The sequence below is a fragment of the Streptomyces sp. NPDC048639 genome, assembly GCF_043199075.1.
In the GTDB taxonomy this organism is placed as follows: Bacteria; Actinomycetota; Actinomycetes; order Streptomycetales; family Streptomycetaceae; genus Streptomyces.
In genome coordinates this window covers 481,099-506,514 of record NZ_JBICVP010000001.1, presented here as the reverse complement: position 1 = coordinate 506,514, position 25,416 = coordinate 481,099, and the positions used below count along the sequence as shown (strand labels likewise).

Here is a 25,416-nt window from a genome sequence, read left to right as displayed (position 1 = left end):
GGACGAGGGGGACGAGGCCGGGGCGTCCCGACCGTACAGGCGGCAGCCGGGAAACGTGCGGCCCGCCGGTGTGAGTTCCGCCCCGCCCCCGCCCGGGACGGCCCGATCGCGATGGCGCCGCACCGGTATGGGGCGGCAGCCGCCCCGTACAGGAGAATGATCCGGTGCGCTACGGCATCCTCGGCACGACACAGGCCCACGACGACGACGGGAACCCCGTCACGCTCGGCGGGGTACGCCTGCGTGCCCTGCTCACCGCGCTGGCGCTGGAGCCCGGCCGGGTGCGCACCGCGGAGGCGCTGATCGCCGAGGTCTGGGGCGGCGCCCCGCCCGTGGACGCCGCCGGGGCGCTGCACGCCCTGGTCGGACGGTTGAGGCGGGCGCTCGGCCACGCCGCCGTGGGCTCGGTGGAGGGCGGCTACCGGCTGCACGCGGAGCGTGACGCCGTCGATCTGTGCCGTTTCGAGCGGCTCGCCGGGGAAGGTGCGCGGGCGCTCGCGGACGGCGACGCGACCGGAGCGGCGGCCCTGCTCGACGAGGCGCTCGCGCTGTGGCGCGGCCCGGCGCTCGCCGACCTCCCGGACAGCGGGGGAGCCGCGGCGGGCGCCGAGGCCCGGAGGCTGGAGGCCCGCCGCTGCCGTGTCGCCGCGGACCTCGACCTCGGCCGCGCCGACCGCGCCCTGCCGGAGCTGGCGGCCCTCTGTGACGAACACCCGCTCGACGAACCGCTCCAGGGGCTGCGCATCCGGGCGCTCCGGGACGCGGGGCGTACGGCCGAAGCGCTCGCGGCGTACGAGGACGTCCGCCGCACCATCGCGGAGCGCCTGGGCGCCGACCCGAGTCCTCATCTGCGGTCGCTGCACGCGGAGTTGCTGGGTCGCGACGGGCCTTCGGCCGGCTCCGGCCGCGGCGAGAAGCAGACCTCCTCCCGCCCCGTATCGGCGGCCCCGTCACCGTGGCCGGACACCCCGCCACCGCAGCAGGGCATCACGCCGGCCCGGCAGGGCAACATGCGGGCCCGGCTCACCAGCTTCGTCGGGCGCGAGACCGATCTCGCCACCCTGCGGGACGACGTCGCCGCCGCCCGGCTCGTCACCCTGACCGGCCCCGGCGGTGCCGGGAAGACCCGCCTGGCGCAGGAGGCCGGTGACGCGTTCGCGGACCGGTGGCCGGACGGCGTCTGGCTGGCCGAGCTGGCGCCCGTCGATGACCCGGCGACCGTGGCCGAGGCGGTCGTCACCACGCTCGGCGGGCGCGAGACGGTCATCCGCGGCAGTACGGGCGAGGGGCTGCGCGTGGCGATGGACCCGGTGGCGGCCGACCCGTTCCCGCGCCTCGCCGAGTACTGCGGCCGGCGCCGGATGCTGCTGGTCCTGGACAACTGCGAGCATGTCATCGGCGCCGCCGCCGAACTCGCCGAATTCATGCTCCGCCACTGCCCGGGCGTCTCGGTGCTCGCCACCAGCCGGGAGCCGCTCGGTGTTCCCGGCGAACTGGTCCGTCCCGTGGGGCCGTTGCCGGACCCCGTCGCCGTGCGGCTGCTCGCCGAGCGCGGCGCTGCGGCCCGGGCGGGGTTCCGTACGGACGACGACCCCGCGGCGTGCACCGAGATCTGCCGCCGGCTGGACGGGCTGCCGCTCGCCATCGAACTGGCCGCCGCCCGGCTCCGGTTGCTCACCCCGCGCCAGCTCGCCGACCGCCTCGACGACCGCTTCCGCCTGCTGACCGGCGGCAGCCGTACGGTCCTGCCCCGGCAGCAGACGCTCAAGGCCGTCGTCGACTGGTCCTGGGACCTGCTCGGCCCGCCGGAACGCGCGGTCCTGCGCCGCCTCTCGGTCGTCGCGGGCGGCTGCGACCTGTCCGCCGCCGAAGCGGTGTGCGGGGACGTACCGCCCGCGCGGGAAGCGGGCGGCGGCTCGCCCGGAGGCGAACCGCCCACCGGAGCACGGGACTTCGGCTCCGGTGATGCGACCACGACGGCCGGGCCGACCGGCTCCGGTGAAGCGCCCACGGTGGCTGCACCGACCGGCTCCGGTGAAGCGCCCACCGTGGCCGCGCGCGCCGGCTCCGGCCGGCCGCCCGCCGATGCCCCGTGCATCGATTCCCGTGATGTCGCGCCCCTCCTCGGTTCCCTTGTCGACAAGTCGTTGGTCGTCGCCGAGCCGGGCCCCGACGGCGCGATGCGCTACCGGCTGCTGGAGACCGTCGGCGAGTACGCGGCCGAGCGGCTCGACGAGGCAGCCGAACGCGAGGCCGCCGAGCGGCGCCATCTGGTCCACTTCCGTGAACTCGCCCGTACCGCCGACCCGTTGCTGCGCGGGCCCGCCCAGCGCACCTGGATCGACCGCCTGGAGCGCGAGCACGACAACCTCCGGGCCGCGCTGCGGCGCGCGGTCGCCGCCGGGGACGAGCACGAGGCGCTGTGCCTGGTGCTCTCCCTCGGCTGGTTCTGGCAGCTGCGCAACCATCTCACCGACGCCCGTACGTGGTGGGCCGCGGCCGCCGCGCTCGGCCCCGACCCGTTCGCCGACCCCGTCGAGCCCGGGCCCGACCTGCACGAGCGACCGATCGACGCACCGCCGCCCATGCCGCCCGTCCTGCTGGAGGAGGCCCGGCGCGGGGTGCGGCTGATCGGGCTCGCCACCGACGAGTACGCCGCGGAGCACCAGGGGAACCTCGACCGCCTGGAGCGGATCCGCCGCCTGGCCGACGCGTACCGCCCCGGGCAGCCGCAGACCTGCCGTGTCCCCGGGGTCATGTGGTTCTACGCGGTGCTGCTGACCGGGGACTTCGAGCGGCTGTACCGGATCGTCGACGCGACCGTGGAGGGATGCCGCGAGCTGGGCCGCACCTGGGAGCTGGCGTTCATGCTGCGGTTCCGCTCCCGGATGCTCGCGGAGCGGCCGGGCCGGGTCGACCTGGCGTGCCGGGACGCCGACGAGAGTCTGGAGATCTTCCGGCGCCTCGGGGACCTGTGGGGCGTGGCCGAAGCGCTGTCCTCGCGCGGCGAGGCGCACGAGCGGCACGGCGCGTACGAGGCGGCGGCCGAGGACTACCGGGAGGCGGCTGCCTGCGCCAGGCGCCTCGGAGCCCAGGTCCAAGTGCCGCTGCTGCGGGCCCGGTTGGCGAGTGTGCTCATCGAGTCCGGCGAGATGGAGATTGGCGAGTCCATCCTCCGGGAGGTGCTGGAGGACAGCCGGCGGGCGGGCCGGGACGCCATGGCCTTCGTCCGGCTGCACCTGGCGGTGCTGCTCGGCCGCACCGGGCGTACGGCCCAGGCGCGTGAGCACATCGGGCTGCTGCGCGAGAAGGACTTCGCGGGCCGGCTTCCCGACCTGTTCGAGGGCGTGGTGCTGGGGATGCTCGCGTGGCTGGACATCCTCGACGGGCTGCCGGCCGAGGCGCTCGTCAAGGTCCGGCAGGCGCTGGAGAAGACGCGGGATCCGTTCACGGACCTGGTGGCCCCCGTCCTGCCGGTCGTCCAGATCATGACGGGCGCGCGTGCCCGGGCCGCGCTCGGCGGGGCGGACGACTTCCGGGCCGCGGCACGGCTCTCCGGCGCCTACGACGCGCTGCTGCCGCCGGGACACCACGCCCCGACGCTGGAACGGGAGGACCGGGCGGCCGTGGAGGCCACGGCCCGTACGGCACTGGGCGACGCGGCCTACGAGGTGGCGTACGCCGAGGGCGCCGGCCTCTCGCTCGACGAGGCCATCGCCCTCGTCTGACGGGGCCGTTGCACACTGTCGCCGTCGCCGTCGCCGCCCTCGTGTCCGGGTACGAGGTCGTGCACGGCAGGTCCCGGAGGCGCCCCGCCCCGTGTGCGAGGCGCTCCCGTGCGGCCCCGGCCGTACGGTCCCGGACCGGCGGGCCCGGGACCCTCACCTCACGTCTTCCTGCGGAACTGCCGTACCGCCAGCGGCGCCGTCACGACCGTGATGCCCACCGCCCAGCCCAGCGTGACCATCACCGGGTGGGCGACGGCGCCCTGGCCGTTGAGCAACGCCCGTGCGGCGTCGGCCAGTTGGGAGAGCGGGTTGTACTCGGTGAAGGCTTCCAGCCAGCTCGGCATCGTCCCGGGCGGCGCGAAGATCGACGATCCGAACTGCAGCGGCATTATGGCGAGAAACCCCATGCCCTGGACGGCCTGCGGGGTTTTCAGCGTCAGGCCCAGCAGCATGAACACCCATGTCAGCGAGGTGCCGAAGGCCAGGGCCAGGGCGATGGAGGCGAGCAGTTCGAGCGGTCCCGTCCGCAGGTCGAAGCCGATGCAGAACGCCACTGTGAGCAGGATCAGGGTGGAGACAAGCATCCGGCCGGTCTCGACGACGACCTTGGCGATCAGTACCGAGGAGCGGGCGATGGGCATGGTGCGGAAGCGGTCCATCACGCCCTTGGTGAAGTCGTCGTTGACGCCGCTTCCCACCGACATCGCGATGTTCAGGCCGCCCATCGCCATCATGCCCGGGATCACATAGTTGACGTAGACGTCGCGGTTGCCGCCGAGGCTGCCGCCGAGCGCCCCGCCGAAGACGTACACGAACAGCAGCGTGAAGACGATCGGCATCAGCACCGCGTCGAACATCGCCTCCGGGTTCTGCTTGATCTGCATCACGTTGCGCCGCACGAGCGCGCCGATGTGGCGCAGGTTCGCGCGCAGGCCGATCCGCCCCTCGCCCCGCTCGCGCACGGGCGCGGTCGTCGCCGCTGTCGTCGCCGCGCTCATGCCGCCACCCCCTCGTGTGCGTCCGGGACGGCTCGCGGGGCCGAGGCCTTCTGGCCCGTCACGGCCAGGAACACCTCGTCCAGGCTGGGCAGATGGGTGTCGATACCGGCGATCGCGAAGCCGCGCGCGCCGAGTAGCCCGACCACCGCGGTCAGTTGCTCGTCGCTGATGATCGGCACCTTGACCAGTCCCTCCTCCACATCGGCAGTGGCGCCCGAGATGCCGTCGAGGCCGGCGTGGGCGATGGCCCCGGCCATGGGGTACACATCGACCGGGTCGGCCGGCCGGATCTGCAGCGTCCGTCCGCCGACCTTCGCCTTCAGCTCCTCGGAGCCGCCCTCGGCGATGACCCGGCCGCGGTCGATGACCGTCAGATCGTCCGCGAGCCGCTCGGCCTCCTCCATGTACTGGGTGGTGAGCAGAACGGTGAGACCCTCCGTGACCATGCGCTCGATCTCGTCCCACACGATGTTGCGGGTCCGCGGGTCGAGACCGGTCGTCGGCTCGTCCAGGTAGAGCACCTTGGGCCGCCCGATCATGGACGCGGCCAGGTCCAGGCGGCGGCGCATGCCACCGGAGTACTGGGAGGCGGGCCTCCGGGCGGCCTCGGTGAGCGAGAAACGCTCCAGCATCGCGTACGCCCGGCGGCGGGCGTCGCGGCGCGGCAGATCGAGCAGCCGCCCGATCATGTAGAGGTTCTCCCAGCCGGAGAGCTTCTCGTCGACCGAGGCGTACTGCCCGGTCAGGCCGATGGCGCGACGCAGCTGCCGGGGCTGCTTGACCACATCGCAGCCGGCGACGATCGCGGTGCCCGCGTCCGGCACCAGAAGGGTGGACAGGCAGCGCACGAGCGTGGTCTTGCCGGCGCCGTTGGGGCCGAGGACCCCGAGGATGGTGCCCTCCTTCACCGTCAGGCTCACGCCGTCGACGGCCCTGGTCTCACCGAAGTGCTTGACCAGTCCCCGTACTTCGACGGCGTTTCCGCGCCCGGGGCTCATGCCGTAGTGCGTCATACGGGCACGGTGCCATATCCCGCCGACATCGCACCGACAGAGCGCCGACAGCCCGGCCGGTGGAGGGCGGCGGCGTACGGGGGCCGGCAGCCCGCCGACGGGGGAATTCCGGCGGGCTGCCGGCCGGGGGAGTGGCTTCTCGCGGACCGGCTCCTCTAGTGGAAGCTGTGCTCCTCGGTGGGGTACGCCCCGCCGACGACGTCCTCGGCGAACGCCTTCGCCGCACCGCCCAGCACCTCACGGAGCTGCGCGTACTGCTTCACGAACCGGGGCACGCGGCCGCCCGTCATGCCCGCCATGTCGGTCCACACCAGCACCTGCGCGTCGCAGTCGGGACCCGCGCCGATGCCCACGGTCGGGATGTGCAGCGAGCCGGTGACCTCGGCGGACAGCTCCGCCGGTACGAGTTCGAGCACGACCGCGAACGCGCCCGCGTCCTGCACCGCCTTGGCGTCCCGGCGCAGCTGCTGGGCGGCCTCCTCGCCGCGCCCCTGCACCGGGTAGCCGCCGTACGCGTTCACGGACTGCGGGGTGAGACCGATGTGCGCCATCACCGGGATACCGGCCTCGACGAGCAGCTCGATCTGGTGCGCCGAGCGTTCGCCGCCCTCCAGCTTCACCGCGCCGACGCCCGCCTCCTTGATGAGCCGGGTCGCGTTGCGCAGCGCCTGCACGGGGCCCTCCTGGTACGAGCCGAAGGGCAGGTCGCCGACGATCAGGGCGCGCCGGGTGCCGCGGACGACGGCGGCGGACAGCAGGGTCATCTCGTCCATCGTCACGGGGACCGTGGACTCGTAGCCGAGGTGGCAGTTGCCCATCGAGTCGCCGACCAGCATGACGGGGATGCCGGCCTCGTCGAAGACGGAGGCGGTCATGGCGTCGTAGGCGGTGAGCATGGGCCACTTCTCGCCGCGCTGCTTGGCCGCCGCGATGTCGCGGACGGTGAGGCGTCGGCTTCCCGTGCCGCCGTACAGCGTCTTGCCGCTGTCGGCGGAGGACTTCGGGGCAGGCGAGACATGCGTCATGGCAACGGCTCCTTCGTCATCTCGAGGCGCCCTGACGGCGTCCCCGGACCAGCTCCATGGTGGCACCTGTCGCCGGAGGCGCAAAGGGGAGCGGTGACGTGACGTGTCTCATCAGATACGGAACGGGGTCGTATCGTAAATGCGGTAGCCTGGCGCGCATGGCGACTCCCCCCGGTGCTCCCGCCCCGCGAACCGTCTCCGAGGCCGTCCACCGGCGCAGATGGCTGATCCTCGCGGTGCTGATGTTCAGCCTGCTGATCGTCGTGCTGGACAACTCGATCCTGAACGTGGCGATGAAGACGATCGCCACGCCCCCGCCCCAGGGCCTCGGCGCGACGCAGAGCGAACTGGAGTGGGCCATCAACGCCTACACGCTCGTCTTCGCCGGCCTGCTGTTCACCGCGGGCCTGCTGGGGGACCGGCTGGGGCGGCGGAAGATACTGCTCGTCGGCATGGTCGTGTTCGGCGTGGGCTCGGTCCTGGCCGCAATGTCGGATTCACCCGGACAGTTGATTGCGTTCCGCGCCCTGATGGGCTTCGGCGGCGCCTTCGTCATGCCCGCCACCCTGGCGATCCTCATGAACGTCTTCGAGCGCGACGAGCAGCCCAAGGCCATAGGGATCTGGGTCGGCGGCGTCGGGATCGCCATCGCCATAGGGCCCATCACGGGCGGGCTGCTGCTGGAGCACTTCTGGTGGGGATCGGTCTTCCTGGTCAATGTGCCGGTCGTGCTCCTCGGCCTGCTCGGCATGGTGCTGTTCGTCCCCGACTCCAGGGATCCCGCACCCGGCCGTACCGACCCCTTCGGCGTCCTGCTGTCGATCGTCGGTCTCGTCCTGCTCGTCTACGGGATCATCAAGGGCGGGCAGCTCGCGGATTTCGCCGATCCGGAGGTGCTCGGCGCGATCGGTGGCGGTCTGCTGGTCCTGGTGCTGTTCGTGCTGCACGAGCGGCGTACCGACCATCCGGCCATGGACATGGGCTACTTCCGCAAACCCGCCTTCTCTGCCGCCATCGCCGCGATCTCGCTGGTGTTCTTCGCGCTCATGGGCGTGACGTTCTTCACCGTCTTCTACACCCAGAGCGTGCGCGGCTACACCCCGCTGGAGACCGGGCTGCTGATACTGCCCCTCGCGCTCGCCCAGATGTTCTTCGCGCCCCGCGCCCCACGTGCCGTCGAGCGGTTCGGTGCCCGCGTGGTGTGCGCGGGCGGGATGCTCGTTGTCGCACTCACCCTGGCCGGCTTCCTCCTGCTCGACCAGGACACCCCGATCTGGGTGCTGGAGGTGCTGTTCTTCCTCCAGGGCGCGGGCATGGCCCACACCATGCCGCCCGTCACCACCACGATCATGCAGGCGCTGCCCCGGGAGAAGGCGGGTTCCGGCTCCGCGCTCAACAACACCTTCCGCCAGGTCGGCGGAGCCCTCGGTGTCGCCGTCCTGGGGTCGCTGCTGTCCACCAGCTACCGCAACGGCATCGACGGCGAACTCGCCGCCCTGCCGCCGGGCGTACGGCACGCCGCCGGCGAGTCCATCGAGGCGACGGTCGCGGCCGCCGACCGCCTCGGGCCCGCCGGTGCGGCACTGGTGCAGCCCGCCAACGACGCCTTCATCCACGCCATGCACATCACCGTGGTGTTCGGAGCCGGTGTCGCGGTCGCCGGGGCCGTGATCGTCGCGCTGTTCATGCCGGGACGCCCTCCAGCGCCGGAGCCTGACGACGCGGTGCACGAGTCCGCCCGCACCCCGGTCCCGCAGACCGGGGAGAGGGAGGGCGAGGAGTCGTGACCACCGCAGAGCGCCGCGGCCGCCCCCGTAACGCGGCCGTGGACACGGCCGTCATCGAGGCCGTCCTCCGCCTCCTGGAGGAGGGAACTCCGCTGGGCAGGCTGTCGATGGAGGGCATCGCCCGCGCCGCCGGGGTCGGCAAGGCCACTGTCTACCGGCGCTGGTCCGGCAAGGAGGCCCTGCTCCTGGACGTCATGCGCTCACTGGAGGAGGAGGCCACGGAACTCACCGGGGCGTCCGTCCGCGACGACCTCGTCCTCCTGCTGGAGTTCCTGCGCCGGCGGGGTCTGGCGAAGCGCTCCTCGGCCGTGTTCCGCGCGGTCCTCACCGAGGTCCGGTCCCAACCCCGGCTGTGGCAGGAGTACCAGGACACGGTCATAGGGGCGCGGCGGGACGCCGTATTCGGGGTGCTGCGGCGCGGCAGGGCGACGGGCGAGATCCGGGCCGACGTCGATCTGGAGCTGCTCACCGATCTGTTCACCGGACCGATGCTCGCCCGCGCCGTTCTCCATGACTGGCAGGAGCTGCCCGAAGGGCTGGCCGAGCGCATCGTCGACACGGTGCTGGAGGGCGTACGGCCGCGAGCAGCGGGCTGACGGGGCGCGGAAGGCGGGCTTCCGCGCGGGGTGGCGGGCGGCGCGACGCGGTGCCGGACATCTGCCCTTTTTCTCTGGGTACTTCCGGTGTTTGTCCAGGTTCTGTCACAGGCGCCCGCATGCCGGGACGACCAGGAACCCCTCGCCCCGGGGCGTTCGTCCTCGTAGGAGACCGGCCGCCGGGGCGGCACGAAAGGTACTCACCGGCCATCGCCTAAGGTGCGTAGGCGGGGCAGTGCGAAGCAGCGAGGAACGGCACACATGACGCAGGCGCAAACCAGGCACAGGGAACACGGCAGCTCGGGCGCCGAGCGGACCGGGTTCCGTGGCCGGCGCCTGCTGAGCGGCTGGCAGTCCCCCGGACTCTGGCGTCGCGGCATCGTCCTCGCCGTCTTCGCCCTGGTCCTGGCCGGGCTGATGGTCTTTCACTCCCGGATCCCGAACGCGGTCGGCAACGTCGGCAGCCTGCTGGAGACCTTCCTGCCCTGGATCGGACTCGGCATTCCCGTGCTCCTCGTGCTGGCGATCGCGCGCCGTTCGGCGACCGCGCTCATCGCGCTGCTGCTGCCGACGGTGATCTGGCTCAACATGTTCGGCGGCCTGGTCACCTCCAAGGCCTCCACCTCCGGCGACCTCACGGTGGCCACGCACAACGTCAACGCCCAGAACACCGACCCCGCGGGGACGGGCCGCGACGTGGCCCGCTCCGGTGCCGACGTCGTCGCGCTGGAGGAGCTGACGGGCGATGCCGTGCCGGCGTACGAGAAGGCGCTGGGCCGCGCGTACAAGTACCACTCCGTGCAGGGGACCGTGGGGATCTGGAGCAAGTACCCCTTGAAGGACGTCCGTCCCGTCGACATCAAGCTCGGCTGGACGCGGGCGCTCCGCGGCACCGTCGACACCCCCAAGGGGCAGGTCGCGGTCTATGTCGCCCATCTGCCCTCGGTCCGGGTGAAGTTCAACGCGGGCTTCACGGCGGGGCAGCGCGACGACAGCGCGCACGCGCTCGGTCAGGCCATCGCGCGCGAGCCCATCGGCAAGGTCGTCCTGCTCGGCGACCTCAACGGGACGATGAACGACCGTGCGCTGGCGCCCGTCACCTCGCCCGGCTCGTCGACGATGCGGTCCACGCAGGGCGCGGCGGGCGATGGCTTCGGCTTCAGCTGGCCCGCGTCGTTCCCCATGGCGCGGATCGACCAGATCATGGTGCGCGACATGGAGCCGGTGTCGTCCTGGACGCTGCCGAAGACCGGGAGCGACCACTTGCCGATCGCGGCCACGGTCCAGCTCTGACCCTGACCGGGCGCAGGCGCTGACCGGGCGCAGGCACTGACCCGGGCCCGGCTGCCCGTACGTCGTCCTCCACCGCTTCCCGTACGACGTCCTCCGCTCCGTCCCGTACGGGCGGGTGCTTCGGCCTGCGGAGATCTTTGGTCTGCTCGCAACAAGGGGTTCACGCGTACGCCCCACGCGTCTGAGAGACTTTGTTCCGGAAGCAAACTTAAGGAACACCGGAAAGGAAGGTTCTCCCTCCATGCCCCTGGCCCTGCTGGCCCTGGCTGTCTCGGCCTTCGGCATCGGCACCACCGAGTTCGTGATGATGGGCCTGCTGCCCAACGTCGCCGACGACCTCGGCACCTCCGTGCCCACCGCCGGCCATCTCGTCTCCGCCTACGCCATCGGCGTCGTCATCGGCGCCCCGCTCCTCACGGCGCTCGGCTCCCGCATCCCGCGCAAGCGGATGCTCGTCCTGCTCATGGTCCTGTTCACCATGGGCAACCTGGCTTCCGCCCTCGCGCCGAACTTCGCACTGCTGGCCGCCGGGCGGGTCCTCGCCGGGCTGCCGCACGGGGCGTTCTTCGGCGTCGGTGCCGTCGTCGCGGCCCGGCTGGTCGCGGAGGGGCGGCAGGCGCGGGCCGTGGCCACGATGTTCCTCGGCCTCACCGTCGCCAACATCGTCGGCGTCCCCTTCGGCACCCTCCTCGGCCAGCAGCTCGGCTGGCGCGCCACCTTCCTCGTCGTCGCGGTGATCGGCCTGGTCGCGGTCGCGGCCCTCGCCCGGCTCGTCCCGTACATGCCGCTCGACTCCCGTGCCGGGCTCGTACGGGAGCTGTCCGCCCTGCGCCATCCGCAGGTGCTGCTCGGGCTGCTCACCGCGGTCTTCGGATTCGCGGGCGTCTTCGCCGTGTACAGCTACCTCGCCTCGATGATGACCGAGGTCACCGGCTTCGCCGAGTCGTCGGTGACCGTCGTCCTCGCGCTCTTCGGCCTCGGCATGACGCTGGGCGCGCTGGTCGCCGGACCGCTCACCGACCGGGCCCTCCGCCCCACGCTCTACGGGTCGTTGGGCGCGCTGGCCGTCGTCCTCGTCGTCTTCGACGCCACCGTCCACATCAAGTGGGCGGCGCTGGTGACGGTCGTCGTCCTCGGTGCCGTGGGCTTCATCACCACGACACCGCTGCAGATGCTCGTCATGAACAAGGCGCAGCACGCGCCGACGCTGGCCTCCGCCTCCAACCACTCGGCGTTCAACCTGGCCAACGCCGGGGGTGCCTGGCTGGGCGGTGCCGCCATCGCCGCCGGGTGGGGGTGGACCTCGCCCACGCTGGTCGGTGCCGCGCTGGCGGCCGCCGGGCTCGCGATCGCCGTCACCGCCGGGCTGCTCGAGGGGTCCACGGCCCGTACGGCGGAGGGCGCGGGCGGCTCGCGGGTCGTGGCGCGCAGCTCCGACCCGGTGCACGTCGAGCGGGTCGGGTGAAGAAATCCGTCGGGTGACGTGGCTCCCTTGACCCGGGTGTCATCCTCGGAAGTGTGGCGCGTCGAGCCGCACCGGAGACGGCCGTGCCCCGCCCACTGCGCGGGGCACGGTCTTTCCGCTGCGGTTCCGCGAGCCCGCGAGCCCGCGAGCCCGCGAGCCCGCGAGCCCGCGAGCCCGCGAGCCCGCGAGCCCGCGAAACCCGACGCTTCCGGCGGTCAGGTCAGCCCTCGCGCCAGCGGTTGGTGATCGGCAGCCGGCGGTCCTTGCCGAAGCCCTTGGCCGAGATCTTGGTGCCCGGCGGGTACTGGCGCCGCTTGTACTCGGCCCGGTCCACCAGCAGCAGGACCCGGGCGACCTCGTCCGGGTCGAAGCCGGCCGCGACGATCGCGTCCTGACCCCGGTCGTGGTCCACGTACAGATCGAGGATCGCGTCGAGGATGTCGTAGTCGGGCAGCGAGTCCGTGTCGACCTGGCCGGGGCGCAGCTCGGCGCTCGGCGGCTTGACGATGGAGTTCTCGGGGATCGGCGGGGTCTGACCGCGGTCGGCGGCAGCCCGGTTGCGCCACCGGGCGAGACGGAAGACCAGGTTCTTGTAGACGTCCTTGATCGGGCCGTACGCGCCGACCGAGTCGCCGTAGAGCGTCGAATACCCCACCGCCAGCTCGGACTTGTTGCCCGGCGCCAGGACGATGTGGCCCTCCTGGTTGGACACCGCCATCAGCAGCGTGCCGCGCAGCCGTGACTGCAGGTTCTCCTCGGCGAGACCGGTGAGGCCGAGCGAGTCCATGTACGCGTCGAACATCGGCTCGATGGGCACCGAGCGGTAGTTCAGCCCCGTACGGGTGGCGAGTTCGGCCGCGTCGCCCCGGGAGTGGTCGGAGGAGTACTTGGACGGCATCGAGATGCCGTGGACGTTCTGCGCGCCGATCGCGTCGCAGGCGATGGCGGCGACGAGGGCGGAGTCGATACCGCCGGAGAGGCCGATGAGCACGCTGCGGAAACCGTTCTTCGCGACATACGCGCGAAGGCCGACCACCAGCGCCGAGTAGACCTCCTCGTCGTCGTCGAGCCGGTCCGCGTACCCGCCCTTGAGTTCGGGCTCGTACGGCGGCAGCGGTTCGGCGGACAGCGTGACGTGGTCGACGAGCAGGCCGTCGTCCACCGTGCCCGCGGGGACCGGTCCCGCCGCCGGGAGATCGAGGTCGATCAGTACACAGCCCTCGGCGAACTGCGGTGCGCGGGCGATCACTTCGCCGTCCGCGGCGACGACGATCGAGTCGCCGTCGAAGACCAGCTCGTCCTGGCCGCCGATCATCGCCAGGTACGCGGTCGTGCACCCCGCCTCCTGGGCGCGCTTGCGGACCAGCTCCAGGCGGGTGTCGTCCTTCTCGCGCTCGTACGGGGAGGCGTTGACGGACAGCAGCAGTCCGGCGCCGGCGGACCGGGCGGCGGGCACCCGGCCCCCGTCCTGCCACAGGTCCTCGCAGATGGCGAGCGCGATGTCGACACCGTGCACGCGGACGACGGGCAGGGTGTCGCCCGGCACGAAGTAGCGGTACTCGTCGAAGACGCCGTAGTTGGGGAGGTGGTGCTTGGCGAACGTCAGCACCACCTCGCCGCGGTGCAGTACCGCCGCGGCGTTCTGCGGTGCCCCGGCGGGCTGGCCGTACCGGGGCTGAGCCTTCTCGGAACGGTCCAGGTAGCCGACGACGACGGGCACATCGCCCAGGCCCTCGGCGTCGAGCCGTGCGGCGAGAGTGCGCAGCGCCTCCCGCGACGCCTCGACGAAGGAGGCGCGCAGGGCGAGGTCCTCGACGGGGTAGCCGGTGAGCATCATCTCGGGGAACGCCACGAGGTGGGCGCCCTGCTCGGCGGAGTGCCGGGTCCAGTGGAGGACGGCCTCGGCGTTCCCGGCGAGGTCGCCGACGGTCGAGTCGATCTGATTCAGTGCGAGGCGAAGTTGAGGCACGCGGCCAGTCTAATCGTCTCTCTGACGCGATGTCCCGGCCGCGGGGGTGTGGGCCCGTTCACTCCGCCGGGACGGGCGACCTCGCGGCCCGCCGTGGGCTCCGGCCCTGCTGCGCGCCGCCGCTCAGCAGCGTCGCCCCGGCCCGGGGCAACGCTTTAAAGGCCGCAGCCGACGCTCGCGCTTGCCGCGCGCCGGCTCGGTGCCCGGGCCCGTCCAGCCATTGGTTCCGGAAGGCGCGGAACCGTTCCGGCCGGAGATCGATCTCCGGCCGGGGAGCGGAGTCGTTGGCGTGGAGCCTATGGGTGCCCTCGGCGCGTACGGTCGCGAACCCGGCCGCGCGCGGCACGCGCAGATGCTGGGGGCACGGCCGGCCGGGAGATGCCGAACTCCTCGTCGGATGACGGCCGTCACCGCGCCGGAGGGCCGCTCGCCGCCGGCGAGGTGGTCCGCCACCGCATCGCCGCTCGCCGTCGGCGAGGAGTTCCGGAATCCGGCGGCGGACAGGGCGGACAGGGTGGCCCATTGCGTCGAGTGCGTGCACGCCGGGGGACTGTGCCGGCCCCGCCGGCCCCTGCTTGCACGAGTCCATGCTGGAGGAACGGCCACGGGGCGACAGTCCCGGGAGGCCGTCCGGAAGCGGCCCGCGGCCCGCGGGAAGGCGCAGGATAGGACGCATGATCCGTGTACCCGGCCGCATTCTCACGGTCGCCGGAGTCCCCACCCACGTCGTATGCGAGGGAGAGGGCCCCGTCTGCGTGCTCAGCGGCGGGCTCGGTATGAGCTGGTTCGACTGGGATCCGGTCGTCCCGCTGCTGGCCTCCCACCGCACCGTCGTGCGGTTCGACCGCCCCGGCCTCGGGTTCAGCGCCCCCGCGCCCGCGCAGCAGGTCCCCACGGCGGCCGGCGAGGCGCATCGGATCCTCGCGGTACTCGACGCGCTCGGCCTGTCCGGCCCCTGTACGGTCGTCGGCCACTCGCTCGCCGGACTCCACGCGGAGGCATTTGCACGGCTGCACCCCGCTCGTACCGCCGGGATCGTCCTCGTCGACACCAGCGTGGCGGAGGACGTCCGCGCCCCGGCCCTCCCCGCCGCGCCCCGCGCCGCCGCCGCGCGCCTGCTGGCGGCCGGGCTCGGCGCCGCGGGGGTGCCGCGGGTCCTCGGCCGCTCCGCGCGCCGCGTCACGGTCCGCGCCCAGACCGTACGCCACCGCGACCCGGCCCCCGCCGCCCTCGTTCGGCGCTGCTACAGCACGACGCGCGTGCTGCGCGCGAGCCTGCTGGAGAACGCGACGTACGCCGGTACGGCAGCGGAGGTGCTCGCCCTGCGAGCCCGCCGTCCGCTGCCGGACGTCCCCGTCACCGTGCTGGCCGCATACGGCGCCACCGATGCGCCCCGCCAACTGCGCCGCCTGGACCGGCAGCGGCGACTGGCCGCGGAGCTGAACGGAGCCGAGTTCCGGATCGCCGCCCCCGCGGGCCATCTGGTGATGATGGACGACCCCGCGGCGGTCGCCCGCGCCGTGCTCGGGGAGTCGCCCGCTTGGGACATCGCGGCCGGGAGGACCTAGCCTGACCCCGGGGACGAAACGCGGCAGAAACGCCGCCACGTGATACTGAAACGGCCACAGCGCGGTGGCGCACCCCTACAGCTCCAGAGCAAGCCGTCTGACCTGCGAGGATAGGAATCATGGATAAGCAGCAGGAGTTCGTGCTTCGTACGCTCGAAGAGCGCGACATCCGCTTCGTGCGCCTGTGGTTCACCGATGTGCTGGGCTTCCTCAAGTCGGTCGCGGTGGCGCCTGCCGAGCTCGAGCAGGCCTTCGACGAAGGTATGGGCTTCGACGGCTCGGCGATCGAGGGCTTCGCCCGCGTCTACGAGTCCGACATGATCGCCAAGCCGGACCCGAGCACGTTCCAGATCATCCCGTGGCGCGCGGAGGCGCCCGGCACGGCCCGGATGTTCTGCGACATCCTGATGCCGGACGGCTCGCCCTCGTACGCCGACCCGCGCTACGTCCTCAAGCGCATCCTGGCCAAGACCTCCGACCTCGGCTTCACCTTCTACACCCACCCCGAGATCGAGTTCTTCCTGCTCAAGCAGAAGCCGGTCGACGGCACACGGCCCACCCCGGCCGACAACTCCGGCTACTTCGACCACACCCCGCAGAACGTCGGCATGGACTTCCGCCGCCAGGCGATCACGATGCTGGAGTCCATGGGCATCTCGGTGGAGTTCTCGCACCACGAGGGCGCCCCGGGCCAGCAGGAGATCGACCTGCGGTACGCGGACGCGCTGTCGACCGCGGACAACATCATGACCTTCCGGCTGGTCATGAAGCAGGTGGCGCTGGAGCAGGGCGTGCAGGCGACGTTCATGCCCAAGCCGTTCTCCGAGCACCCCGGCTCCGGCATGCACACCCATCTCTCCCTCTTCGAGGGCGACAGGAACGCCTTCCACGAGTCGGGCGCCGAGTACCAGCTCTCCAAGGTCGGCAAGTTCTTCATCGCGGGCCTGCTCCGCCACGCGGCCGAGATCTCCGCCGTCACCAACCAGTGGGTGAACTCCTACAAGCGCATCTGGGGCGGCTCGCAGCGCACCGCGGGCGCCGGCGGCGAGGCCCCCTCGTACATCTGCTGGGGCCACAACAACCGCTCCGCGCTGGTCCGCGTCCCCCTCTACAAGCCGGGCAAGACCGGCTCGACCCGTGTCGAGGTCCGCTCCCTCGACTCCGGCGCCAACCCGTACCTGGCGTACGCGGTGCTGCTGGCGGCCGGCCTGAAGGGCATCGAGGAGAGCTACGAACTCCCCCCGGGCGCCGACGACGACGTCTGGGCGCTCAGCGACCCGGAGCGCCGCGCGATGGGCATCCAGCCCCTCCCGCAGAACCTGGGCGAGGCGATCACCCTCATGGAGCGCAGCGAACTGGTCGCCGAGACCCTGGGCGAGCACGTCTTCGACTTCTTCCTCCGCAACAAGAAGCAGGAGTGGGAGGAGTACCGCAGCGAGGTCACCGCGTTCGAGCTCCGGAAGAACCTGCCGGTGCTGTAACCGCAGGTCAGGGCACTTCCTGGCATGACAACGGCTCCGGGCCGGTGGCAGTACGCCACCGGCCCGGAGCCGTCTCATTCGCCCTGGGCCGCCTGTGGGCCAGAAGTAGAGCCGGGCGACGCGCATGAGCAAGAGATCATGCGTCGTGCGGTCGCCCGGCTTCGACCCAGGACACTTCCGTTCATCACCCGGCTACGGCTTCCGGCAAGCCGGCGGCCCGCCGCAACCCGTGTCGGCCGGACAGCGACCGATGCCTTGTGTCCTCGGCTGCCGAGCCCTAGGAGGCTCGTACGGTCACCCGATCTCGCTGAACTGCGCGACGATGCTGCGGTTGGCGTTCATGGTGATCTGGTAGCTCGGCGTGGTGACGCCTGTGGGTTGGCCGTCGACCACCCAGCCGGTGAACTGGAAGCCGGGGCTGGCCTCGGCGATGACGGTGACCTGCGTGCCGGGGTCGTACGGGCCGTATTCACTGGGCTTGACACTGGTGGCTCCGCCGACGGGGTCGGCGGAGATGTCCAGAGAGACCCGGTTGGTGACCAAAGAGGGCCGATAGGCGGCCAGGATGTCGGCGCTGCGTGTTGCGACGGCGGCGTTGTTGTTGTTCGCGTCGCCGAGGGGCTGGCCGTTGAAGATGTTCTCGGTGTTGGAGTACTGGTTGACGACCTTGCACGGCTGAGTGCAGGCACTGGAGTAGGCCATGATCGTGTGCCACTGCTGGTCGGGGGTGATCCAGCCGTAGTTCTGGGTGCCGACGGGGGTTGTTCCCCCCTGGTTGGCCACTGTCAGGCGGTCGTGCTTCAGACCGAAGTTGTGGCCGATCTCGTGTGCGAGGTTCTCCCACGCTGTCACGGAGAAGACGCTGGTGACCGAGAATGCGGCGCTGTCGGTCGTCGAGGTTGCGGCCGGGGTGGGCAGGTTGGCCTGCCCGGAGCTGTCCTCTGCGGGGATGGCGGCGAGGAGCGCGACCAGGTCGGCGCTGGATGCCGTCCGCTGGGCGGCGGCCGGGGCGCCGAGGGTCGGGTTTGCGGGGTTGCTGAGCATGCCCAGCAGGGTTCCGGCGTTTTCGCGCGCGACGCCGGTCGGCTGGGTCTGGTAGGTGTTGACGACGTGCACGCTGGCCGGCACACCGCTCGTCGCAAGCGCCCTGTTGAGCTGGTTCACGCCGTACCTGATCCGGGCCTGGACCGCCGTGACACTGCCGAGTTCGGTGACGCTGGCCGGGGTGTAGGCGACGACGATGTCGATGGCAGCCGGGTTGTCGGGAGTTGCGATCCTCAACCCCGGCTTGTGGGGCTTGTGGGGCTTGTGGGGCGGCTTCGGGTGCTTGTGGCCCGCAGGCACGTCGACTGTGTCGACACCGTGTCCGTTGGGGGGCAGCTTCAGGGAGTCGATCTCCTGCAGCTGGAACCAGCCCGGGCGCTTGGCCAGCGGCTGGTACTGGTACTGGCGGAAGCCGACCTCGATCGCGCCGGAGAGGGTGACCGGCCCATCTGTGCACGCTCCGATGATGGACACGGCGATGGTGTTCTCGGGGTGCTTCGGGTCGTGTCCGGCCCAATACACGGTGCCGTCAGCGTCCTGGCGCTGGAAGTCCTGCACCGCGGTGAAGCCCTTGCCGTGGCCGGAGGGAGGGAACGTGCGGCTGTCGTGGCCGAAGAGTGGGAACGTGCGGCGCTCGGGTCTCCCCTCCTTCTGCTTTCCGCACAACGAACGGAACTGCTTGGCATCCGCGCGCAGCGCGGCGGTGCGCACTACCCAGGGCTCGTCGTGGTCCCCGCCGGTCCTAGCGGACGCGGCGGGTGTGTTGAGGGCCAGTGCCAGGGTGGCGATGAGGGCGGTCGCCGCGCTGGAGGCGGCGAGTAGGGAACGACGCATGAGGTACGTCAGCCTCTCTATGGGGGTTTTCGGCTCATGTTCCGCAAACCGAGCTCCTGCCACATCGCGGTGCACCGCTCACACAGCCATCCGGGTCGAGGTTCACCCGGATACAGCTCTGGCCCTGTCCATCCGTCAGCAGCCGCGCCGTCGGAGACCTTTGCGCCGTGCTCTGGACCGGCAGTCGGCCGGCACGGCCTGCGGCAGGCCTGCCACCCTGCCTCACGGCAGCAGTTCGGTGAGGCCGGGAGCAATGGCGGCGACTCGGCGGTCTCACAGGGATCCTGACGGTCTCCCACCTTGCGGCGCAGACCGTGGTGGGTGCGCAAGGTCGGACGGGTGTTCCCTCCGGACAGATGACGCCGGGTCAGCGGCATTCATCACTGACCCGGCGTCATGTCACGCTTCCTGGAGCGTCTGTGGGCTGTCAGGCGTGGATTCGCTCGCCTCGTAGAGCCGATCGACCGCGGCGCCGCGCCGGAGAGTGCGCGGTCCGGAACGGTTCCGCCGATGGCTCTGCCTAGACGGTCCAGGCCGGTACTGTCCTGCCGGTGCCGTCAGGAGCGGAAGCGGACGCGCCTGGGGAGGCGGCAACAATGGCGGCGAAGCCCTCCTCGGGGTCGGCGCACACCCGCCGCGGCGCCGTGGCGGGCATCACGACCGTGTCGCCCGGCATCACGATGAGCTTCTCGCCATCGAGCTCAACGGTCGCTCCGCCGTCCACTACCGTCCACACCTGCTCGGCATCGCATGTGTGGAGGGGGCCCGTGGCGCCAGGCTGCATATCCACGCGCCACACGGCCTGTCCGGCGCCGCCCGGCGTCGGCGAGGCAAGCGTGGTCATGACGGCGTTGGGGGTCTCGGTCCTGCGGCTGCCGGCATGGCGGATGACAGGCATCGTGGAGACCCCTTAGACTCGACAACATGGTTGTCGAGATGGTGAACCTGGTTGTCGATCGTGTCAAGTGACTCCCCTGGATTCGAGCTGCCGCTGCGGCTGTTCCTCGCTTTCCGCGTTCTCATCGACGACCTCCATGACGAGCTGGCACGCCAAGGGCACCCCGATGTCCGGCCGATGCACGGCTACGTCCTCCAGGCGATCGGTCCGGACGGCACAACCGCCGCGGATCTCGGCCGTCGGCTCGGAGTCTCCAAGCAGGCAGCGGGCAAGACGATCGACACGCTTGAGCGCCTTGGCTACGCGGAACGCGGCGCGGATCCGCGCGATGCGCGGCGCAAGATCGTGCGACTGACCGATCGAGGCATGGACTGCCTGGCCTTGTCGGCGCGCATCTTCGACCGTCTCCGGGCCGACTGGGCTCAGACCCTTGGCGAAGATCGCCTCCGTGCGCTGGAAGCGGACCTGCGCAGCGTGACACCCGCAGAGCCATTCCTGCTCGACATGCCCGGATGGTTCGGCAACTCCTAGCATCGGGCCGAGGTGTCCGGAAGTGGCAGTCCCTCAAGTTTTCTCGCAAGTCGTGGAGCACGCTGTCGCAAACTCACGGCGCCCGGTGGGTGAGGACACCGGTCATGGCGTCCGGGCCGCGGAAGAACCTACCGGTGGTGCAAGGGCGTTCCGCGCTCATGCACGGAGCGTTCGCAGTGCCGAGCGGGCGTGCCGGGGTGTGAGCCAAGTGGCCCGCCATCCCTCGGTGCGACCGTCGGCGAGGTCTTCCAGGAGGGGCAGCAACGCGTCGCAGTCGCGCTCGGGAGTCCGTACGGAGACCAGCCTCTCGGGGCCCCAACGGACTTCCAGGCCCGGGGTGTCCGTGCTGATCCAGGGGCCGTATTCGAAGAAGCGCATGCGATGTCTCCGGTCGAAGAGGTGTCGTGGGGACAGCGACGCGCTGCGAGTCCCACGGATGCCCGAAGTCATGCCCGGTGCGACGAAGTCATGCCCGGCGCGGCCCGGTTGAACGGTCGGGCGTTCTCCGGTGCACGACGCTGTCACCGTCGTCCGGGGGCAATATCGCGTGCCCTTCACGTACGGGGGTAAGCGGTGCGGGACCGACGCACCACGAGAAGGGACCCCCGCCGTGCTCATGGCCCACCCTGCGGTTCTCACCGATCTCGTCGCCCAGTACGAAGCCCTGGAAGCACTCCGCGCCCAGGAAGGCGTCCCCGAGGCGCAGCAGCGGCTCGACGATGTCGTCCGTAACTTGTGCGTGGCGACAGGCGCTCAGGACATCGAGGCGGCGCTCGTCCTGGCGCGGCAGCAGCTGCGTGACGAGCGCGCCCGGAGCGGGACGCTGGTCGCGGGCTGACCCGCGTAGCGCGCCGTCCGGGGGAACCGATGTGTGTGTCCGGGCAGTTGGGTGCGGCAGCGCCCCCGTCACCTCATCCGGGCCGGCGGCCATCGACCGCCGGCCCGGAGTGTCATCGAGGTGTCAGGGGGCGGGTGGCGATCGCTCGGAGCCGTTCGTCCTGGCGCCTCGCGACGGCTGCCGAGACCGGGTTGGGGTCGTCGGGGTCCTGGCTCATCAGGTACGAGGTGAGGGTGCCCCAGGTGCGGACGACGGTCATGACTCCGGCGTGGCCGTCGGGACTGCTGGTGTTGGCCAGGGTGTAGGACACGGACCCGTGTCCGGCTTTCACCGTGGGGAGGCGGCCCACGGTGAAAGCGAAGGTCCAGCCTCGCTTCGAGGTGGCGGTGAACCCGGTGCACTCGTCAAGTGCCTTGTGGAGGTCGGCCATCCACGCCTTGGCGTCCGCGACGGTGTGGCTGCTCAGGGAGATCGAGCCGTCGACCTCTTCGGAAGCGGCGTCGGGCTCCAGGGCGGCCCATGCCAAGCCCCGGCGTTCGTACCGGGGGCGGAAGTTCATCGTCTCCGCGATGGGCCGGCACTTCGGGCTGTCCGTGGTGACCACGTCGTCGTGGTCGAAGAGAGGCAAGTCGTAGGGATCCCCATGGAAGCCGGGTAGATCACCGCCCTTCGGCAAGGCGTCCTCCAACTGCTGCGAAGTCAGGGGGCGTTGCCCGGATCTGGGCCGTCCGGGCTCGTCGTCGTCGGCCTGGTCCGACGGCCCGCAGGCCGTGAGGGTCACCGACAGGGCTGACAGCAGGGCGCAGGTCAGCACGCGTTGTATGCCGCTGGGCAACGGGCGCTCTCTTCTCCTCATGGGCGGCTGCCGGCATTGCTCTGCGTGCCGGTCGCCGCCGGATGACGCGTCCGATGATGTCACCTCATGACCGCACAAGCCCTGGAATTCCGTCCCGGTCGGCAGCCGCCCCGCGGCGTCCGCTGCCCGCCTCGACGTCGGCCTCGATGTCCGCCTCGATGTCCGCATCGACGTCGGTGTCGGTGTCCCGGCCGGATACAGCGGCGCTACGAGCCGGGGGTGCGTCAGCGGTATGCCCCGAGGTCCGCGAGCCGCCCCGTCCCCGGCCCTGCGAGCCGCCTCGCCCTCGGCCGTACGACCTCCCGCGGCCCGCCCCGGACGCCACGCCCGGCGGCCGCGCGTCCGGTCGCCGGTGGCGGCTAGGCTCGTCCTCGGCCCGTGATCGACAGGAGGCGGCGGTATGTCCATGTCCGTGCCGCAAGGACGCCGGAGCAGCACCTTTACGCAGATGCTCCGGCACGGGTTCACCGACCCCTCCGCCGCGGTCCGGCTGCTCGACACCCCGGCGCTCTCTCCCGTCCGCTCCGACCCCGTACTGCTCGACGCGCTCGGCTCCACCGCCGACCCCGACCTCGCCCTCCTCGGTCTCGTGCGCATGGTGGAGTCGCTGCAGGAGCACGGGTCCGAGGCGCAGGTCCTCCTCGACACGCTCGTCTCCGCCAAGCCGCTGCGCGACCGCCTCATCGGGGTGCTCGGAGCCTCCGAGGCGCTCGGTGACCACCTCGCCCGGCATCCGCTCGACTGGCACGCCCTGGTGACGTACGAGTCGGTCGATCTGCACCCGGGGGTCGAGGAGTTCGAGAACCTGCTGGACGGGGTGCCCGACCCGGATGCGCTGCGGGCCGCCTACCGCCGCTGTCTGCTCACCATCGCCGCCCGCGACGTCTGCGGCACCACGGACGTCGCCGACGCCGCCGCCGAACTCGCCGACCTGGCCACCGCCACCCTCCGTGCCGCCCTCGGCCTCGCCGAGGCCGCGGCGCGCGAGGACGCGGCGGCCTGCCGGCTGGCCGTCATCGCCATGGGCAAGTGCGGCGGCCACGAGCTCAACTACGTGTCGGACGTGGACGTCATCTTCGTCGCCGAGCCCGTGGAGGGCACCGACGAGGCCAAGGCCGTCCAGGCCGCGACGCGTCTCGCCTCCCACATGATGCGGATCTGCTCCGACACCACGGCCGAGGGAACCATCTGGCCGGTGGACGCCAACCTGCGCCCCGAGGGCCGCAACGGCCCCCTGGTCCGTACGCTCTCCAGCCACCTCGCGTACTACCAGCGGTGGGCCAAGACGTGGGAGTTCCAGGCGCTGCTGAAGGCCCGTCCGGTCGCCGGTGACCTCGCTCTCGGCCGCGAGTACGTGGACGCCGTCGCGCCGATGGTCTGGCAGGCCGCCGACCGCGAGAACTTCGTCGCCGACGTCCAGCAGATGCGCCGCCGCGTCGTCGAGAACATCCCCGTGGCGCAGGTCGAGCGCGAGCTCAAGCTCGGCCCAGGCGGCCTGCGGGACGTGGAGTTCGCCGTCCAGCTCCTCCAGCTCGTGCACGGCCGCTCCGACACCTCCCTGCGCAGCGGCACCACTCTCGACGCCCTGTCAGCCCTGGCCGCGGGCGGTTACGTGGGGCGGTCCGACGCCGCCGCGCTGGACGCCGCGTACCGGTTCCTGCGCACCATGGAGCACCGCATCCAGCTCCACAAGCTGCGCCGTACCCACCTCGTGCCCGAGGAGGAGGCCGACCAGCGCCGCCTCGGCCGCTCCATGGCCCGCACCTACGACTGGCCCGCCGGCAAGGAGGCCGTGGCGACGCTGCACACCGAGTGGCGGCGGCACGCGCGCGAGGTGCAGCGGCTGCACGAGAAGCTCTTCTACCGGCCGTTGCTGAGCGCCGTCGCCGAACTCGAATCCGCCGAGGCCCGGCTCAGCTCGCGCGCCGCGCGCCAGCGCCTGGAGGCCCTGGGCTATGCCGACCCGGCGGCCGCGCTGCGCCATCTGGAGGCCCTGGCCTCCGGCGTCACGCGCAAGGCTGCCATCCAGCGGACGCTGCTGCCCGTACTGCTCGGCTGGTTCGCCGACTCCGCCGATCCCGACGCCGGGCTGCTCGGCTTCCGCAAGGTGTCCGACGCCCTGGGCAAGACGCCCTGGTATCTGCGGCTGCTGCGCGACGAGGGCGCCGCCGCGGAGAATCTCGCCCGCGTGCTGTCCGCCGGCCGCCTCGCCCCCGACCTGCTGCTCCGCGCCCCCGAGGCGGTCGCGCTGCTCGGCGACCCCGAGGGCCTGCGCCCCCGCGACCAGGCGCATCTGGAGCAGGAGGTGCTGGCCGCGGTGGGCCGGGCCGACGACGCCGCGCAGGCTGTCACCGCCGCCCGCGGGGTCCGCCGCCGCGAGCTGTTCCGCACCGCGGCCGCGGACATCGTGGGCGCCTACGGCACCGAGGCCAGCCCCGCGGAGAGGGACCAGGGAACCGTGGTCGACATGGTCGGCAGGGCGGTGACCGACCTGAACGCCGCGACCATCGCGGGCGCGCTGCGCGCCGCCGTGCGCGACAAGTGGGGCGAGGAGCTGCCCGCCCGGTTCGCGGTCATCGGCATGGGCCGCTTCGGCGGCCACGAGCTCTCCTACGGCTCCGACGCCGACGTGCTGTTCGTGTACGAGCCGCGGGACGGCGTGGCCGACCAGGAGGCCGCGCAGGCAGCCTTCGCCGTCGCCAACGAGATGCGCCGCCTCCTGCAGCTGCCCACCGCCGACCCGCCGCTGCTCATCGACGCGGACCTGCGCCCCGAGGGCAAGTCCGGTCCGCTGGTGCGGACCCTGGCCTCGTACGCCGCCTACTACCGGCGCTGGTCGCTGGTCTGGGAGAGCCAGGCCCTGCTGCGCGCCGCGCCCGTCGCGGGCGACGCCGACCTGGGGGAGCGGTTCGTCGAACTGATCGAGCCGCTGCGCTATCCCGAGCAGGGCCTGACCGAGGAGTCCGTCCGTGAGATCCGGCGGCTCAAGGCCCGAATGGAGTCCGAGCGACTGCCCCGCGGCGCCGACCGGACCCTGCACACCAAGCTGGGCCGCGGCGGGCTGTCCGACGTCGAGTGGAGCGTGCAGCTCCTGCAGCTCCAGCACGCCGGGACCGAACCCGGCCTGCGCACCACCCGTACCCGGCAGGCCCTGCACGCCGCCCGCGAGGCCGGGCTGATCGGCGCCGAGGACGCCGAGGTGCTGGATGAGGCGTGGGTGCTGGCCACTCGGGTGCGCAACGCCGTGATGCTGGTGCGCGGACGGCCGGGCGACACCTTTCCCACCGAGGCGCGGGAACTGGCCGCCGTGGGCCGTTACCTCGGCTACGAGCCGGGCCACGTAGGCGAGATGCTCGACGACTACCGCCGGGTGACGCGGCGCGCGCGGGCCGTGGTCGACGAGCTGTTCTACGGGACGTGAGCGCCGACGGCGGGGGCGAGTTCCGGGGGAGGGGCCGGACGGCGGGCCGGAGAGGTCAGACCACGGGCCGG

At 71.9% G+C, this 25,416-nt stretch carries 18 protein-coding genes; 10 read left to right on the top strand and 8 right to left on the bottom strand.

The genetic code is table 11. The features are described 5' to 3' along the window. Positions 1 to 164: 164 nt before the first annotated feature. Entirely contained in the window at positions 165 to 3,728 is a 3,564-nt protein-coding gene (locus ACGFNH_RS02120) for a BTAD domain-containing putative transcriptional regulator (protein WP_393651048.1), read from the top strand. Positions 3,729 to 3,886: 158 nt separating this feature from the next. Here the strand turns inward: ACGFNH_RS02120 and ACGFNH_RS02115 are convergent, their stop codons facing one another. From ACGFNH_RS02115 to panB, 3 genes are all read right to left on the bottom strand, one after another. Then, positions 3,887 to 4,726: an ABC transporter permease gene (locus ACGFNH_RS02115; RefSeq protein WP_393651047.1), complete on the bottom strand. Its 840-nt coding sequence runs from the start codon at positions 4,724 to 4,726 to the stop codon at positions 3,887 to 3,889. Beyond that, on the bottom strand, positions 4,723 to 5,739 hold the full coding sequence (locus ACGFNH_RS02110) for an ATP-binding cassette domain-containing protein (RefSeq protein ID WP_393651046.1): 1,017 nt from the start codon (positions 5,737 to 5,739) through the stop codon (positions 4,723 to 4,725). The genes ACGFNH_RS02115 and ACGFNH_RS02110 overlap by 4 nt, the downstream gene beginning before the upstream one ends. A gap of 155 nt (positions 5,740 to 5,894) precedes the next feature. Next, the gene (panB, locus tag ACGFNH_RS02105; protein ID WP_393651045.1) at positions 5,895 to 6,764 is read right to left on the bottom strand and encodes a 3-methyl-2-oxobutanoate hydroxymethyltransferase; all 870 of its coding nucleotides are present in this window, start codon (positions 6,762 to 6,764) and stop codon (positions 5,895 to 5,897) included. A 158-nt stretch (positions 6,765 to 6,922) separates the two neighbouring features. Here panB and ACGFNH_RS02100 point away from each other — a divergent pair, with 158 nt between their 5' ends. The 4 genes from ACGFNH_RS02100 (at position 6,923) to ACGFNH_RS02085 (ending at position 11,905) form a co-directional block, all read left to right on the top strand. Further along, positions 6,923 to 8,551, top strand: coding sequence for an MFS transporter (locus tag ACGFNH_RS02100; protein ID WP_393651044.1), 1,629 nt, complete (start codon positions 6,923 to 6,925; stop codon positions 8,549 to 8,551). Next, a complete protein-coding gene (locus ACGFNH_RS02095; RefSeq protein WP_393651043.1) occupies positions 8,548 to 9,147 on the top strand; it encodes a TetR/AcrR family transcriptional regulator in 600 nt (199 codons plus the stop codon). The genes ACGFNH_RS02100 and ACGFNH_RS02095 overlap by 4 nt, the downstream gene beginning before the upstream one ends. A gap of 261 nt (positions 9,148 to 9,408) precedes the next feature. Next, positions 9,409 to 10,440 (top strand): endonuclease/exonuclease/phosphatase family protein, encoded by a 1,032-nt coding sequence (locus ACGFNH_RS02090; RefSeq protein ID WP_393651042.1) that lies wholly within the window; start codon positions 9,409 to 9,411, stop codon positions 10,438 to 10,440. Between the two features lie 241 nt (positions 10,441 to 10,681). Then, positions 10,682 to 11,905 carry an MFS transporter gene (locus ACGFNH_RS02085; protein ID WP_393651041.1) on the top strand — a complete coding sequence of 408 codons (1,224 nt, stop codon included), beginning with the start codon at positions 10,682 to 10,684 and terminating at the stop codon, positions 11,903 to 11,905. A gap of 220 nt (positions 11,906 to 12,125) precedes the next feature. Here ACGFNH_RS02085 and ACGFNH_RS02080 read toward each other — a convergent pair whose 3' ends face one another. Beyond that, the gene (locus ACGFNH_RS02080; protein WP_393651040.1) at positions 12,126 to 13,874 is read right to left on the bottom strand and encodes an NAD+ synthase; all 1,749 of its coding nucleotides are present in this window, start codon (positions 13,872 to 13,874) and stop codon (positions 12,126 to 12,128) included. Between the two features lie 674 nt (positions 13,875 to 14,548). Here ACGFNH_RS02080 and ACGFNH_RS02075 point away from each other — a divergent pair. Together ACGFNH_RS02075 and glnA are read left to right on the top strand one after the other, a co-directional pair. Continuing rightward, the gene (locus ACGFNH_RS02075) at positions 14,549 to 15,442 is read left to right on the top strand and encodes an alpha/beta fold hydrolase (RefSeq protein WP_393651039.1); all 894 of its coding nucleotides are present in this window, start codon (positions 14,549 to 14,551) and stop codon (positions 15,440 to 15,442) included. Between the two features lie 119 nt (positions 15,443 to 15,561). Continuing rightward, complete coding sequence (glnA, locus tag ACGFNH_RS02070; RefSeq protein WP_393651038.1) at positions 15,562 to 16,923, top strand: type I glutamate--ammonia ligase; 1,362 nt, start codon at positions 15,562 to 15,564, stop codon at positions 16,921 to 16,923. Positions 16,924 to 17,217: 294 nt separating this feature from the next. On the opposite strand, the gene ACGFNH_RS02065 is transcribed toward glnA, so the two are convergent. Beyond that, entirely contained in the window at positions 17,218 to 18,801 is a 1,584-nt protein-coding gene (locus tag ACGFNH_RS02065; RefSeq protein WP_393651037.1) for a reprolysin-like metallopeptidase, read from the bottom strand. A gap of 520 nt (positions 18,802 to 19,321) precedes the next feature. After that, positions 19,322 to 19,699, bottom strand: a complete 378-nt coding sequence (locus tag ACGFNH_RS02060; RefSeq protein WP_393651036.1) for a cupin domain-containing protein — start codon at positions 19,697 to 19,699, stop codon at positions 19,322 to 19,324. Positions 19,700 to 19,759: 60 nt separating this feature from the next. Here ACGFNH_RS02060 and ACGFNH_RS02055 point away from each other — a divergent pair, with 60 nt between their 5' ends. Further along, positions 19,760 to 20,230: a MarR family winged helix-turn-helix transcriptional regulator gene (locus ACGFNH_RS02055; protein WP_393651471.1), complete on the top strand. Its 471-nt coding sequence runs from the start codon at positions 19,760 to 19,762 to the stop codon at positions 20,228 to 20,230. Between the two features lie 156 nt (positions 20,231 to 20,386). Here the strand turns inward: ACGFNH_RS02055 and ACGFNH_RS02050 are convergent, their stop codons facing one another. Then, positions 20,387 to 20,608 (bottom strand): hypothetical protein, encoded by a 222-nt coding sequence (locus ACGFNH_RS02050; protein WP_393651035.1) that lies wholly within the window; start codon positions 20,606 to 20,608, stop codon positions 20,387 to 20,389. Positions 20,609 to 20,846: 238 nt separating this feature from the next. On the opposite strand from ACGFNH_RS02050, the gene ACGFNH_RS02045 reads away from it, so the two are divergent. Then, positions 20,847 to 21,068 (top strand): DUF5133 domain-containing protein, encoded by a 222-nt coding sequence (locus ACGFNH_RS02045; RefSeq protein WP_393651034.1) that lies wholly within the window; start codon positions 20,847 to 20,849, stop codon positions 21,066 to 21,068. A 112-nt stretch (positions 21,069 to 21,180) separates the two neighbouring features. On the opposite strand, the gene ACGFNH_RS02040 is transcribed toward ACGFNH_RS02045, so the two are convergent. Beyond that, positions 21,181 to 21,903, bottom strand: a complete 723-nt coding sequence (locus ACGFNH_RS02040; protein ID WP_393651033.1) for a sensor domain-containing protein — start codon at positions 21,901 to 21,903, stop codon at positions 21,181 to 21,183. 427 nt (positions 21,904 to 22,330) lie between these two features. Between ACGFNH_RS02040 and ACGFNH_RS02035 the strand changes: the two genes are divergently transcribed. Further along, positions 22,331 to 25,345, top strand: coding sequence for a bifunctional [glutamine synthetase] adenylyltransferase/[glutamine synthetase]-adenylyl-L-tyrosine phosphorylase (locus ACGFNH_RS02035; protein WP_393651470.1), 3,015 nt, complete (start codon positions 22,331 to 22,333; stop codon positions 25,343 to 25,345). Positions 25,346 to 25,416: the final 71 nt, after the last annotated feature.

Coding starts and splice junctions, on each gene's coding strand:
- ACGFNH_RS02115 (WP_393651047.1), bottom strand. CDS start 4,726: ATGAGCGCGGCGACGACAGCGGCGACGACCGCGCCCGTGCGCGAGCGG.
- ACGFNH_RS02110 (WP_393651046.1), bottom strand. CDS start 5,739: ATGACGCACTACGGCATGAGCCCCGGGCGCGGAAACGCCGTCGAAGTA.
- panB (WP_393651045.1), bottom strand. CDS start 6,764: ATGACGCATGTCTCGCCTGCCCCGAAGTCCTCCGCCGACAGCGGCAAG.
- ACGFNH_RS02100 (WP_393651044.1), top strand. CDS start 6,923: ATGGCGACTCCCCCCGGTGCTCCCGCCCCGCGAACCGTCTCCGAGGCC.
- ACGFNH_RS02090 (WP_393651042.1), top strand. CDS start 9,409: ATGACGCAGGCGCAAACCAGGCACAGGGAACACGGCAGCTCGGGCGCC.
- ACGFNH_RS02085 (WP_393651041.1), top strand. CDS start 10,682: ATGCCCCTGGCCCTGCTGGCCCTGGCTGTCTCGGCCTTCGGCATCGGC.
- ACGFNH_RS02075 (WP_393651039.1), top strand. CDS start 14,549: ATGATCCGTGTACCCGGCCGCATTCTCACGGTCGCCGGAGTCCCCACC.
- glnA (WP_393651038.1), top strand. CDS start 15,562: ATGGATAAGCAGCAGGAGTTCGTGCTTCGTACGCTCGAAGAGCGCGAC.
- ACGFNH_RS02065 (WP_393651037.1), bottom strand. CDS start 18,801: ATGCGTCGTTCCCTACTCGCCGCCTCCAGCGCGGCGACCGCCCTCATC.
- ACGFNH_RS02060 (WP_393651036.1), bottom strand. CDS start 19,699: ATGCCTGTCATCCGCCATGCCGGCAGCCGCAGGACCGAGACCCCCAAC.
- ACGFNH_RS02050 (WP_393651035.1), bottom strand. CDS start 20,608: ATGCGCTTCTTCGAATACGGCCCCTGGATCAGCACGGACACCCCGGGC.
- ACGFNH_RS02045 (WP_393651034.1), top strand. CDS start 20,847: ATGGCCCACCCTGCGGTTCTCACCGATCTCGTCGCCCAGTACGAAGCC.
- ACGFNH_RS02035 (WP_393651470.1), top strand. CDS start 22,331: ATGTCCGTGCCGCAAGGACGCCGGAGCAGCACCTTTACGCAGATGCTC.